At 65.7% G+C, this 13,449-nt stretch carries 13 protein-coding genes; 11 read left to right on the top strand and 2 right to left on the bottom strand.

The genetic code is table 11. From position 1 onward, the window contains the following. Positions 1–13 precede the first annotated feature (13 nt). Complete coding sequence (locus tag BN3789_RS01895; protein WP_079989020.1) at positions 14–2,935, bottom strand: cation-translocating P-type ATPase; 2,922 nt, start codon at positions 2,933–2,935, stop codon at positions 14–16. Between the two features lie 724 nt (positions 2,936–3,659). On the opposite strand from BN3789_RS01895, the gene BN3789_RS01890 reads away from it, so the two are divergent. The 10 genes from BN3789_RS01890 (at position 3,660) to BN3789_RS01845 (ending at position 11,602) form a co-directional block, all read left to right on the top strand. Beyond that, positions 3,660–4,466, top strand: coding sequence for a YebC/PmpR family DNA-binding transcriptional regulator (locus BN3789_RS01890; RefSeq protein WP_066829240.1), 807 nt, complete (start codon positions 3,660–3,662; stop codon positions 4,464–4,466). A gap of 214 nt (positions 4,467–4,680) precedes the next feature. Beyond that, complete coding sequence (locus BN3789_RS01885) at positions 4,681–5,217, top strand: hypothetical protein (protein ID WP_066829238.1); 537 nt, start codon at positions 4,681–4,683, stop codon at positions 5,215–5,217. A gap of 1 nt (position 5,218) precedes the next feature. Next, entirely contained in the window at positions 5,219–5,605 is a 387-nt protein-coding gene (locus BN3789_RS01880; RefSeq protein ID WP_229254129.1) for a DUF2273 domain-containing protein, read from the top strand. Between the two features lie 68 nt (positions 5,606–5,673). Next, positions 5,674–6,210, top strand: coding sequence for an Asp23/Gls24 family envelope stress response protein (locus BN3789_RS01875; protein ID WP_066829235.1), 537 nt, complete (start codon positions 5,674–5,676; stop codon positions 6,208–6,210). A gap of 326 nt (positions 6,211–6,536) precedes the next feature. Next, positions 6,537–7,286, top strand: coding sequence for a methionine ABC transporter ATP-binding protein (locus BN3789_RS01870; protein ID WP_066829226.1), 750 nt, complete (start codon positions 6,537–6,539; stop codon positions 7,284–7,286). Beyond that, a complete protein-coding gene (locus BN3789_RS01865) occupies positions 7,279–7,959 on the top strand; it encodes a methionine ABC transporter permease (protein ID WP_066829224.1) in 681 nt (226 codons plus the stop codon). Before BN3789_RS01870 ends, BN3789_RS01865 begins: the two co-directional genes overlap by 8 nt. Before the next feature lie 45 nt (positions 7,960–8,004). Further along, positions 8,005–8,874, top strand: a complete 870-nt coding sequence (locus tag BN3789_RS01860; protein WP_066829220.1) for a MetQ/NlpA family ABC transporter substrate-binding protein — start codon at positions 8,005–8,007, stop codon at positions 8,872–8,874. 304 nt (positions 8,875–9,178) lie between these two features. Continuing rightward, positions 9,179–10,375, top strand: a complete 1,197-nt coding sequence (locus BN3789_RS01855) for a DUF4013 domain-containing protein (RefSeq protein ID WP_066829217.1) — start codon at positions 9,179–9,181, stop codon at positions 10,373–10,375. A 22-nt stretch (positions 10,376–10,397) separates the two neighbouring features. After that, positions 10,398–11,084: a DUF4234 domain-containing protein gene (locus tag BN3789_RS01850; protein ID WP_066829214.1), complete on the top strand. Its 687-nt coding sequence runs from the start codon at positions 10,398–10,400 to the stop codon at positions 11,082–11,084. Positions 11,085–11,110: 26 nt separating this feature from the next. Then, positions 11,111–11,602, top strand: coding sequence for a DUF2752 domain-containing protein (locus BN3789_RS01845; RefSeq protein WP_066829212.1), 492 nt, complete (start codon positions 11,111–11,113; stop codon positions 11,600–11,602). An 82-nt stretch (positions 11,603–11,684) separates the two neighbouring features. On the opposite strand, the gene BN3789_RS01840 is transcribed toward BN3789_RS01845, so the two are convergent. Next, the gene (locus tag BN3789_RS01840; protein ID WP_066829210.1) at positions 11,685–12,917 is read right to left on the bottom strand and encodes an amidohydrolase; all 1,233 of its coding nucleotides are present in this window, start codon (positions 12,915–12,917) and stop codon (positions 11,685–11,687) included. Between the two features lie 234 nt (positions 12,918–13,151). Here BN3789_RS01840 and groES point away from each other — a divergent pair, with 234 nt between their 5' ends. Continuing rightward, a complete protein-coding gene (groES, locus tag BN3789_RS01835; protein ID WP_066829208.1) occupies positions 13,152–13,439 on the top strand; it encodes a co-chaperone GroES in 288 nt (95 codons plus the stop codon). Positions 13,440–13,449 lie beyond the last annotated feature (10 nt).

Genomic DNA, 13,449 nt, shown 5'->3' with positions numbered 1-13,449 from the left:
CCGGTGTGCGCCTCTACGCCTGCCGCGCGGCGCGCCGGGCGTCGCGGCGGCGAAGCCAGGCCTTGCGCGCCTCCTCGATGGCGATGACCACCGGCGGGATGCAGCAGAGGAAGACATAGTCCTGCCAGGCGAGCGGAGCGGTGTGGAACACGCTCTGGAACGGCGGGAACACCGTCAAAAACACGATGAGGGCGACTTCGAACACGATGCCGATGACGATCTGGCGGTTGGCGAGCAGCCCGATCTTGAATACCGAGGTCTTCTCGGTGCGGCAGTTCATGACCTGGCCGATCTGGGCGAACACGATGCCCGCGAGCGTCATGGTCGTGGCCTGGATGTAGACCGGGTCGGCGTCGTTGCCGATGCCGGCGAGCGGCACGGCGGGCCAGCCGTTCAGGATGTTGACCAGGAAGTAGCCGATCATCGCCGCGATCGACCCCATGAGGCCGTACCACAGGAAGGCCTTCACGAGCACGCGCGGGTTGAGCAGGCGCTCGTTGGGGTCGCGCGGGGGCTGGTCCATGACGGTGCCCTCGGGCGGCTCGGTGCCAAGACCCAGAGCGGGCAGCATATCGGTGCCCAGGTCGATGGTCAGGATCTGCATGGTGGTCAGCGGCAGGGGCACGGCGCCGCCGGACAGCAGGTACACGGCGTTCGGCACGGCCTCGGGCGCGTTGGAGTTCAGGATGTAGAGGAGGAACTTGCGGATGTTGCTGTACACCGCGCGGCCCTCCTCGATGGCCGCCACGATCGAGGCGAAGTTGTCGTCGGTCAGGATCATGTCCGCGGCCTCCTTGGCCACGTCCGTGCCGGCCACGCCCATGGCGACGCCGATGTCGGCCTTCTTGAGCGCCGGCGCATCGTTCACGCCGTCGCCGGTGACCGCCACGATCTCGCCCATCTCCTGCAGGGCGGTGACGACGCGAAGCTTCTGCTCGGGCGCCATGCGGGCGAAGACCACCTGCCCGGCGAGCTTTTCCTTCAGCTCGTCGTCGCTCATCTTCGAGAGCTCGAAGCCCGAGATGACCGACAGGTCGCCCCCGTCGACGATGCCGATGCGTCGGGCGATGCTCGCGGCGGTCAGGCCGTAGTCGCCGGTGATCATGACGATGCGGATGCCGGCGCGACGGCACTCGGCGACGGCCGCGGCGACCTCGGGGCGCGGCGGGTCCATCATGACCTCGAGGCCCACGAAGGTGAGGTGGCATTCGATGGTCTCGGGCGTGTAGGCGCTCATGGACGCGGGCACGCCCTGGCGCTCCGCTTCGGCGCCGAGGGGACGATAGGCCACGGCGAGCACGCGCAGGCCGTCGGCGGCGTAGGAGTCGTTGGCGTCCATGATGCGGGCGCGCAGCTCGTCGGTCATGGGCACGACGCGTCCGTCCACGCGGATCTTGTCCGCCAGGCGCACGACCTCGTTGGGGGCGCCCTTCGTGAAGGCGATGCGCGTCGCCCCGTCGATGGGGTCCTCCAGGCTGTGGACGGTCGTCATGCGCTTGCGGCGGCTCTCGAAGGGCAGCTCCTTCACGCGCGGCATGCGGCTCTCCAGCTCGGCGGGGTCGATGCCGCCCTTCTGGGCGGACACGATCAGGCAGGCCTCGGTCGGGTCCCCGTAGACCTCGTAGCGCTTGCCCTCCTCTTCGGGGGCGTGCAGGCGCGCGTTGCCGCACAGGAGCCCGCCTTCCAGCAAAAGCTCCAGATCGGGGTCGTCGACGGCGCGATACGTCGTCCCGCCCGCCTCGATGGCGCCTTCGGGCGCATAGCCCACGCCGGTGATCTCGTACTCGCGCGACGCGGTCCACAGGTGGTTGACCGTCATCTCGTTTTGGGTGAGCGTGCCGGTCTTGTCCGTGCAGATGACGCTCGTGGAGCCCAGCGCCTCGACGGAGTTGAGCTTCTTGACGAGGGCGTTGCGGCGGCTCATGCGCTGCACCGCCATGGCGAGCGACAGCGTCACGGTGGGCAGCAGGCCCTCGGGGATGAAGGCGACGACCATGCCGAGCGCGAAGATGAACGACTGCGCGAAGGGTTCATGTACGACGAACATGGAGAGGGAGAAGAAGATGACGCCCATGCACATGGCGAAGACGGTGACCTGCTTGGTGAGGCGGTCGAGGTCGCGCTGCAGCGGGCTCTCGACGTCCTCCATGTTCTGGGTCAGGCTCGCGATCTTGCCGAACTCGGTGTCCATGCCGATGCGGATCACCACGGCGCGGCCGTTGCCCTCCGACACGCTCGTGCCGGCGAAGACGAGGTTGGGGATCTCGGCTGCGGAGAGCCCTTCCTCGAGGACGGCGTCCGAGGTTTTGCGCGAAGGGTTGGACTCGCCGTTCAACGTGGATTGGTTCACCTGCAGATCCGAGCTCGCGATCACGCGGGCGTCGGCCGAGATCTTGTCGCCTTCCGCCAGAAGCATGATGTCGCCGGGGACGAGGTCCTCCGCGAGCACCTTCTGCTCCTGTCCGTCGCGGATGACGTTGGTGTAGGCGGGCAGCATCTTCTTGAGCGCCTCGGTCGCCTGGCTTGCGCGATATTCCTGCCAGAAGCTGAAGACGCCGTTGATGATGTTGACGAGCCATACGGCAACGCCCAGCTCGGGCAGGCCCGCGATGAACGCGATGATGCCCGCCACCCATAGCAGTATGGCCATGAGGTGGGTGAAGTTGGACAGAAACGCGATGATGGGCGAGCGTTTCTTGCCGGATTCGATCAGATTCTTGCCATAGCGCTGCTGACGTGCCGTCGCCTCCGTGGACGGGAGGCCGCCGGCGCCGACGCCGAGCATGGCGAGCGTCTGGTCGATCGTCGATGTTCTGATTGTCTCGATAAGATTGCCGGATTCGTCTCCGGCCTGGTTCGCACGTCCGGGTTGTAGGTGCACACCCGAATCCGTGCTTGCCGCTTCCTGCGGCGACGCGGGGTTCTGCGTTCCCATAATCCCCATCCTTCCCACGGTCAAAAGCTGGTGCTTTTGGCGAGAAAAACAAAAACTAGGGCCACGGGGGCTCGCGCATGCCCCTGTGGATGGCACTGCATCATATCCATGTGCCCAGCGAGATGCAAGGGTCTTTTTTCAAATTTTTGCAAGCAACGTTTTGCCCTGTAGCAGACCAAAAATGCGACCGAAAAGCTCACGTTCAAAATGCAAATCGGGGACGTACCTTCGGCGTGCACTTCTGCAAACTCGGGGACGTACCTTCGGCGTGCACTTTTGCACGAGGGGGACAGGCCTTCGCCGTATCTGCTTGTATGTCGCGGCGGATTCCGGGGGAGGGCCCTCTCAAAACGGCGCGCGATCCCCTAAAACGGGTGAGGGGCCATCGGAAGAGGTCATGTAGCCAGTTTTACGACCGCGAAAAAAGCCGGCAGGAGCCAGTATCCTCTTCGAAGCGGTTTTACGGAGCCGTCTCCCTCTGCGCAAGCGTGCACGCTGAAGGTACGTCCCCGATTTGCAATAGTGCAAGCGGGAGGTACGTCCCCGAGTTTGCATGCGGGAGGTACGTCCCCGATGTGCATGTGCTTGCGTGCTCATTGCGTGGCCATGGGCAAGGGGGCTTTTTCGCGTCCGCCATTCGGTATATCATACCGTCCGTGTGTTTCTAAAGGTCGGCCCTGCGCACCGCGCGTCGCCGGCTCGCGTAAGTACGAAGGAGTCTCGCATGTCCGGACATTCTAAGTGGGCCACCACCAAGCACCGCAAGGGCGCGCAGGACGCTAAGCGCTCCGCGCTCTTCTCCAAGCTTTCCCGTAACATCACCGTCGCCGCCCGCCTGGGCAACGACCCCAATCCCGATAACAACGCCTCCCTTGCCGCCGCTGTCGCCAAGGCCAAGGCTCAGTCCATGCCCAAGGACAAGATCAAGAGCGCTATCGACAAGGCGTTCGGCACCGGTGCCGACGCCGCCGTGTACGAGAACATCGTCTACGAGGGCTACGGTCCCGCGGGTGTCGCCGTCTACGTCGAGTGCCTGACCGACAACCGCAACCGCACCGCCGCCGACGTCCGCTCCGCGTTCAGCCACGCGGGCGGCAACCTCGGTACCAGCGGCTCGGTCGCCTTCCAGTTCGAGCGCAAGGGCCAGGTCATCGTCGCCAAGGAGATCGTCGACCCCAACGATAAGAAAGAGAACATGATGGCCAACGGCGCCGCGGGCGACGAGGAGGAGTTCATGATGGCCGTCGCCGAGGCCGGTGGCGACGACTACGAGGACGCCGGCGAGGAGTGGGTCGTGTGGACCGCCCCGGGCGACCTCATGGCCGTCTCCAAGGGTCTCGAGGAGCAGGGCATCGAGGTCAAGGGTTCCGAGCTCACCATGGTTCCGACCACCCCGACCGATGTCACGCCCACCGATGCCAAGAAGGTCCAGCGCCTCGTCGACCGCCTCGAGGAGCTCGACGACGTCCAGGACGTCTACCACACCATGAACATGACCGACGAGGTCGTCGCCGCCCTCGAGGAGGAGTAGCGCACGCTCGTCCACGTCGTGGATGATGAAAGCCGGGCCCGCACATCGCGGCCCGGCTTTTGCGTATTCTGCGATCGGGCGCGGCGGACGCGCGCCTTCGGGTATACGAAAGCGAGCGGGGCGGCTTCGCGCCTCGGCGCAACTCGGATCGCACGAGGCGTTTGTCGTCTGCTAAGCTGTTCTCACGTTCGATCTCTCGGAAGGGGGCTGGCGCATGCGCGCGTTCAGGAAGGTCCTTGCGGTCCTGTTCCTCATGGCCGGCATCGTGGTGTGCGGCGTGTTCGCCGCCGAGCGCACCGGTGTGCCGTTGGGCCACATCGACCGCGTGCTCGACACGCCCGCGGGACATGTCGCGTCGCTCGCGTGCGCGGCGATCGCGGGCCTCGGGATCCTGGTCGTCGCGATCATGACGCTCGCTGAGCGGCCCGAGATCACTTGCGTGCATCCGGCGGGCAATCCCGATATCGAGGTGAGCCTCACCGCCCTGGCCTCGGCCGCGCGCCGCGCCGCGCCGGGCGAGGATGACGTGCTCATCGAGTCGGTCGAGGGGCGCGTTGCCGGAAAGGGCCGCGACGAGGTCCGTTTGACCGTCGAGGCCATCGCCTTTACCGACCAGGGGCTCGACGCGTTGGCGCAGCGCATGCAGCACCGTGTCGAGACCGCATGCGAGGCGCTGCTCGGCACGCCCGGCGTCGTCGCCCGCATCCGCTTTTTGCCGAGCAAGACCACGATCGTGACCAAGGAGGTCTAGCGTGAGCGATACCGTACACTCCGGCGCCAAGAAGGCGGCGCCCAAGCTGACGATCGAGCAGGAGCCGATGGCTGACGATCAGGCGGCGTCGGCGTCCGATGCATCATCCGAGCAGGCCGCACACGCGCGAAGCGCCCTCGGTGACCAGGCCGTCGGGTTCATCAAGGGGCTGGGCGCATCGCTGTGGGCATACGCCGATACGCACCATTACACGGTGCTGTACGGCTTCATCGGGTTCGTGCTCGCCGTCCTCATCCTGACGATCGGGCTGTGGTCGACCATCGTCATCGCCGTCTTCGCCGGCGTGGGCGCCACGCTGGGCCAGATCCGCGACGGCGACAACGGCATCGTCAACTTCTTCAGCAGGCTATTCGGCGGAAAGCGCTAGGCCTGCCTTTTGCGTACGGAACGTAGCAGGATCGCGGCGCGGCCGCGCAAGCAGAAAGGGGAGCACCCATGACCGACGAGCTCAAGGTTGCTGTGGAGACGGGTGAGCCGGGGGCGGCCGAGACCGATGCTGCCGAGACGACGGGCGTCGTCGCCGCCGACGCACAGGGGCCAGCGGACGACGATGTGGCCGACGACGGGGAATTCGACGACGATGAGCTCGATTCCGAGGATTCGCTGACCTACTCCAACGGCGTGATCGAGAAGATCGTCGCCATCGCCACGCGCGAGGCCGCCCACGTGCTCGGCATGAAGGGCAACCTCATGCACTTCGTGCAGGAGACGCTGGGCGCCGAGAACCTGACGAAGGGCGTGTCCGTCGAGGTCACCGACGACAACCGCGTGATCGTGAACATCTCGGTCATCATCGAGTACGGCGCGTACGCGCCCGCGATCTTCGAGGACGTTAAGGAGCGCGTCACCGAGCGCCTGGCCGCCATGACGGGACTCGAGGTGGCGGGCATCAACCTGCGCATCGAGGACGTCATGACCCGCGAGGAGTACGCGGCGAGCCACAAGCGCGCCCAGGAGGCCGCGGCGGAGTAGCGCATCGCACGGAACAGCGAGATAGAGCGACCGGCACCCCGGGGCGGATCGTCGCACCGGGGTGCCGGTCGCTCTATCTCGCTGTCACGTTCTCTTGTTTCACAGCCGTTTCGCGCTTGCATCGGACATGTAGCCCTGTTACTGTAGTTTGCATGTTTACGAATGCCGCACATATGATGATGGTTATGATGATGCCCTCGCCCGGGCACTTTGCTATGCCGCGCGCAACCCGCCGGCATGGGGAGACCGGGCGCCTTCATTAGGTCGTCTTTGGCAGAAGACGGCCCGCCTTAGTTCGCGAACCATCATCGGGCGGAGTTTTTCTCGTGATTCAAATCAAACACCTGTGCAAAGAGTTCGATGGCGCCTCGGGCGTCGCGCATGCTCTCGATGACATCAACATCGATATCGCCGACGGCGACATCATGGGCATCATCGGCATGAGCGGTGCCGGCAAGTCCACGCTCGTGCGCTGCATCAATCTGCTGGAGCGCCCCTCGTCGGGCCAGATCGTCGTCGACGGGCAGGACGTGACGAGCCTGTCCGGCGCGGAGCTTCGCAGCTATCGCCGCCGCGTGGCCATGATCTTCCAGAACTTCGGCCTGCTGTCCCAAAAGACCGTGCTCGACAACGTGTGCTTCCCGTTCCTCGCCGCGACGGGCAAGGTGACGGCCGAGAACCGCGCGCATGCCCTCGACCTGCTCGACATGGTCGGCCTGCGCGAGAAGGCTCCGTCCTACCCCTCGCAGCTGTCCGGCGGCCAGCAGCAGCGCGTCGCCATCGCCCGCGCGCTCGCGTGCGACCCCGAGTACATCCTGTGCGACGAGGCCACCAGCGCGCTGGACCCGGCGAGCACCAACACGATTTTGAAGCTGCTGCGCGAGATCAACCGTAAAACGGGCGTCACGGTCATCGTCATCACGCATGCGATGAGCGTCGTCGAGAAGATCTGCCGCAATGTCGTCGTGTTGGAGCACGGCCGCGTGGTCGAGAAGGGGAGCGTGGCCGACGTGTTCGCCAACCCCATCTCTCAGGCCGCGAAGGTGCTGCTCGAAAGGGTTGATTGGGATGCTTGATGCCGCGAACGCCTTTATCGCCGAGTACGGCGAGCTCCTTGTCGAGGGCACGGGAAGCACGATCGTCATGGTGCTCGTGCCCACGCTGATCTCATATATCATCGGCATCGCGCTCGGCGTGGTGCTCTATCTCACCGCTCCGGGCTCCTTGCGCCCCGCGCCCGCGCTCAACGCAGGTCTGGGCTGGGTCGTCAACATCCTGCGCTCGTTCCCCTTCATCGTGCTCATGGTGTTCATCATCCCGTTCACGCGCCTCATCATGGGCACGGGGTCGGGCATCCTGGGCACCATCCCGCCGCTCGTGCTGTCCGCGTCGCCCTTTATCGCGCGCATGATCGAGCAGTCGCTCGCCGAGGTGCCGCGCGAGTCCGTCGAGGCCGTCGAGGCGTGCGGGGCGAGCACGGCGCGCATCGTGTTCTCGGCTCTTTTGCCCGAGGCCCTGCCCTCCATCGTGCGCGGCGTCGCCGTCGTGCTCATCTCCGTGCTCGGTTACACCGCCATGGCCGGCGCCATCGGCGCGGGCGGCCTGGGCGACATCGCCGTGCGCTACGGATACTACCGTCGCGTCGACGAGGTCATGATCGTCGCCGTCATCATCCTCGTGGTGATCGTGCAGGTCATCCAGAGCGTGTGCGACATCGCCGCGCGCAAGGTCGACCACCGCGGCGTCTAGCGACGACCGCTCCTCCAACAACCTCAGTCAAGAAAGGTATTTATCATGTTGAACAATATCGCTCTCTCCCGTCGTTCCCTGATCGCCGCCGCGGCAGCTGTCGTCGGCGTCGGATCTCTGGCCGCGTGCGGCACCTCCGGCGACACGTCGGCCGCCGGCGGCTCTTCTTCCGAGGGCGGCTCGCAGACGCTGACCGTCGCCGCCAGCCCGAGCCCGCACGCCGAGATCCTGAACGACTTCGCTGCCGATAAGCTCGCCGAGCAGGGCATCACGCTCGAGGTGAAGGAGTACACCGACTACATCCTTCCCAACCAGGACGTGTCCGCCGGCGAGATCGACTGCAACTACTTCCAGCACATCAACTACCTCAACAACTACAACGAGGAGAATGGCACCGACCTCGTGAACGTGGGCAAGATCCACTTCGAGCCGATGGGCGTGTTCGCCGGCAAGTCGGACGACCTCGCCAACATCGCCGACGGCGCGACCATCTCGGTTCCCAACGACGCCACCAACGAGGGCCGCGCGCTGCTGCTTCTGCAGGAGCACGGCGTCATCACGCTCTCCGAGTCCGCCGGCATCACCGCGACGCCCAACGACATCGTGGACAATCCGCACAACGTCGAGATTCTCGAGCAGGAGGCCGCCATGCTGCCCTCCACGCTCGCTGACGTGGACTTCGCGGTCATCAACGGCAACTACGCCATCGACGCCGGCCTGACGCTGGCGGACGCCGTGGCCCAGGAGAGCGCCGACTCCGACGTCATCAAGAACGAGTACGCCAACGTCATCGTGACGAGGCCCGAGCTTGAGGACGACGAGCGCATCAAGGCGCTGGTCGACGTGCTGACGACCGATGAGTTCAAGGAGTATCTGGCCGACACGTTCGGCGACTCCGTCCAGGCGGCGTTCTAAGCCATCTGCCTATTCGTGAATCCGACAAGCCCCGGCGGCAGGACCTGAACTGCCGCCGGGGTTTTGCTTGTGCGCCGGGGACGCAGTGCAAATCGGGGGACGTACCTCCCGCATGCATTTTTGCATGCGGGAGGTACGTCCCCCGATTTGCACCCGCGCGGGCGCGCTTGGGTGTCGGATGTTTGTCGGATATCGTTAAGAAATGCGATATTAGCTGCAAAATAGTAATAGTACACAAAAATAAATAATCAGAACATATACTGAGCACCTACATGCGGGACCGACGAGACGAAAGGGGACCGGTATGAGGTGCAACGCATGCGGATCGTACGTGGCGGACGGCAACAGGTTTTGCCCCGTGTGCGGATCGGGCAACGTCGCGGCTGATGCGGACGGGGGATTGAACGAGCACACGGTGCCGCCCTCGGGCCCTGCGGGGCGGAATCGAGGCGCATCCCCGCAAGGCCCGTCTGCCGCATTCGCCGGCGGATACGGGGCGCAGGCGACGTCGATGCCCGGGTGGAACTGCTCGGCGGCGGCGCCCGCCTCTCGCGCGAAAGGCTGTCTTGCCCAGGCGATCGACGACGCGGTGGGCGGCGCCTGCCGCCTGCGCCGCATCGTTCGGAGCGCGCTGTTTCCCACCGCGGTCGCCGCCGCCTCGGTTCTCGCTTCCTCGCTGCCGGTGGCCGGGACCGTCATCGGCCCGGTGGGACTCGCATGCTCTGTCGTCATGCTTTTGTGCTGCGGTGGCTACGGGGTGGCCTGGGGGCGCGAGCTCTCCGCGCCGCACGGCTTCGACGCCGATGCTCCCGTCGCGCGCACCTCATTGCTGTCGCTCGGCTTTTTCGGCGGGGCGCTGCACCTTGTCGCGGTGGTGGTGAGCGCCATCCCCGGTCTGATCGCCTGGGCGCTGAGCTTTCTGGGCATCGGCTTGGGGGCGACGTTGCTTTGGGACTCCTACGGCGTGGGGTTCTCGGTACTCGGGACGGTTGTTTCGCTGATAGCAGGGGTCATCTCGATCGCACTCCATGTCCTCGCCATCGGCTTGGCGGTGGTGCTCACCATGTTCACCGACGCGATGACGATGCATCTGGTAGTGACCGGAAGGCTCGAATCCGCGTTCTCGCTCGCGGGGGTGCTCGCCGTCTTCCGCAAGGAGCCGGGAAAGCTGTTCTGCGCGTCCGTGGTTCCCGGTCTGGCCGCCATCGCGGCGGTCATGGTGGGCAACCTGGCGTTGTCGCTCGTATCGGATGCCCTCGACGTGCTTCCGTTCGGCATGGTGGGGACGGGCCTGTTCGACCCCATCGGCGGCTTTGGCGCCAACGTCGTCTTGGCGACGCTCGTCGGCCTCGCGGCGTTTTGCGTCTCGTGCGGCTCGATCGTCCGGTACCGGGCCGTCGGGTACTGGGCGCAGCGCTTCGCCCCGTCTTGGAAGGACGAGGCCGAGCATGACTGCGTGCTGCCCTTCGCGCATCGGTTCGCCACGACGCTGAGAATCTGAACCACGTGGAAAGGAAACGCTCATGATCTGTCCGAATTGCGGCTCTCCCGTACCTGAAGATTCCGCGTACTGCCCGGTGTGCGGCATGCCGGCGACCACCCCGCAGGCCCAGGCGGGCGCGACGGACATCGCGCCGTACCAGGGTGAGGCGGGACAAGCGTACAGCCAGCCCTACCAGCAGCCGCCCTACCAGCAGGGGTATCAGCAGCAAGGCTATGGTGGAACGCCGTTTTCCGGGGGTGCGGAAGGATATGCGGCCTCGGGAGGGTTCGCGCCTCCCGCGCCCATGGGTAGTGCGCGGGCCCTGAACGATAGGCGCAGCACCCTGATGGTCCTGCTGCTCAATATCGTGACGTGCGGCGTCTACTGGTACATCGCGCTCCACGAGATCGCTGAGGACACCAATATCACGTGCGGAGGCGATCGCGAGGAGACGCCGGGTATGGCCGTGTTCATCGTCCTGTCGCTTCTGACCGGCGGCCTGTATACGGCCTGGTGGTACTACAAGATCGGCAACCGCCTGCAGAGAAACGCCCCGCGCTACGGCCTTTCGTTCAAGGAGAACGGGACGACCCTGCTGGTGTGGAACTACGCCGGATGCCTGTTGTGCTGCGCGGGGCCCATCGTCGCGATGAGCATCATCGTGAAGAACGCGAACGCGCTCGCCGCCGCGTATAACGCGCGGGCGGGCGTCGTCTATCAATCATGATGGGCGTTGTCAGACGGTTGGCCGACATGCGCGGGCCCGGCGGCGCGGATGCGTGCCGCCGGGCCCTTTCCGCGTGCGGGGCGGCCGTGCTGGCCGTGGGCGCGTTGACGGTCTCCGGCATCGGCTGCGTCTTTCGCTTCGCGACGGGCGTCCCCTGCCCGGGCTGCGGCATGACGAGGGCGTATCTCGCATTTCTGAGCGGCGACGTCGCTTGCGCGCTCGCATTCCATCCGCTGTTCTGGATGGTTCCGATCGCGGGCCTTCTGGCGGCGGCGCAAGGCGCGCTGTCCTCGATGCTCGTCGCGACCGGGGGCGCCCGGTGCGCTCGGCATGCGTTGCTGCGGGCAGCATGGCGCGCCTGCGTGGCGCTTCTCGCCTTGATCGCGTGCACGTTTTTGGCGGTCTGGCTCGTGCGCCTGGCCGACCCCTGCGACGCCGGCCTGCTCTTTTCCGGTGTGCCGCCGTCCGGGGCGGAGGCGGACGTCGTCTTCCTGTCTTCCCCGCGCTGGCTGGGGTGAGGGGGATGGATGCCGGTCCGCCGGGCGCTCGGGCGCGGTTCTTTGCGCCCTGGGCAGGGCGCCGCCTCGGGCGCCCCGCTGGCTACTCCGCGAGGAAATCGAGGGCGTATTGCGCGGCGAGCATGCTGCCTTGCACCAGGACCGATTCATCGACCTTGTAGTAGCAGGAATGCTGCGCCCACGTGGCGCCGATCTGGGGGTTGCGGGTTCCCACGAACGCGAGCACGCCGGGCACGCGGCGCAGGTACTCGGAGAAGTCCTCGCCCGAGAGCGTTCCGCGATACGATCCGATGCCCGCCCGGCCGAGCACCTTGGTCACGGCCTCGCGGCACCGCACGCTCGCCTCGTCGTCGTTTTCGACCTTGTAGTTGGCGATGGTGTAGTCGGTGAGCCTCGCCTCGGCGCCAAGCGCCATCGCCGTGTGCGTGCAGATGCGCTCGATCAAGCCGGGCATGAGGTCATGGGCGGCGTCGCTGTAGGTGCGCACCGTGCCCGTCAGGTATGCGGACCCGGCGATGACGTTGCGCGCCGTGCCGCCGTGGATCTCCCCGATGGTGACCACCGCCGGCTCGTAGGGGTTGAGGTCGCGGCTGACGATCGTCTGGAGCGCGTTCACGATTTCCGCCGCGGCGATGATGGCGTCGGCTCCGCGCTGGGGCATGGCGCCGTGGCACGACGTGCCCTCGATGTCGATGCGGAACCAGTCGGTGTTCGCCATGCGCGGGCCCGGCTCGCAGCTGATGGTGCCCGCGTCGACCTCGCTCCAGATATGCATGGCGAAGGCGCCGTCCACCCCGTCGCAGGCGCCCGCCCCGATCATCAGCTTGGCGCCGGAGCCGTTTTCCTCCGACGGCTGGAAGACGATGCGGATCTCGCCGTGGATGTCGTCGGTCATGGCGCTCAGGATGCGCAGAGCGCCGAGCATCATCGCGATGTGGCAGTCGTGGCCGCAGGCATGCATGACGCCGTCGTTCACGCTCGCGAACTCCTCTCCGGTGCGCTCGGTGACGGGCAGGGCGTCGATGTCGGCGCGCAGCAGGATGCGCCGGCGCGGGGTGCCGTCTGCCGCGTAGGCGTCGGGCGCCGTGCCCGCAAGGGTCGCCACGAGCCCCGTATCGAGCGGACGGGTGTAGGGGATGCCCATGGCGTCGAGCTCGCGGACGATGGCCTCGGTGGTCTGGAACTCCTGCAGGCTGAGCTCGGGGTGGGCGTGGAAATACCGCCTCTGCCCGATGACATAGGGCTCGATCTGGGCGGCAAGGCTTTGGATGGTGCTCGTGATCTGCTCGGGCGTATGCGCGGCGTGCGTTTCCATGCTTCGATCCTTCCGTGGGTGCGGGTTGGCACCAGTATATGTCGAACGCGGCGAAAAGCCGTGATTATGCAACCGCATGTTTGAGCACTGAAGAAATCTAAGTGCCGATACTTAAGATTTTTTGACTTTGCGTTGTATAAGTCGGGTCAGGTGGGTATTATTCATGGCGTACGTAAGGCAAGGCTGGTACGAGCTGGGCAAAAGAGCTCGCCAGCGCACTAAGGAGGAATCAGCATGAGCCTGAAGCCGCTTGGAGACCGCGTTCTTATCAAGCCGGATGCAGCTGAGCAGAAGACCGCCTCTGGTCTGTACATCGCAAGCAACGCGCAGGAGAAGCCGCAGCGCGGCGAGATCATCGCCGTGGGCGCCGGCAAGCTCAACGACAAGGGCGAGCGCGTGCCGATGGACGTCAAGGTCGGCGACAAGGTCATCTACGGCAAGTTCGGCGGCAACGAGATCAAGGTCGACGGCGAGGACTACCTCCTCATGCGTGCCGACGACATCTACGCTGTGGTCGAGTAGCACGAGTCGC

The organism is Collinsella ihumii, from assembly GCF_900046475.1.
Lineage (GTDB): Bacteria > Actinomycetota > Coriobacteriia > Coriobacteriales > Coriobacteriaceae > Collinsella > Collinsella ihumii.
The sequence above is the reverse complement of the archived record's forward strand: the minus strand, read 5'-3'. Positions and strand labels throughout refer to the sequence as shown.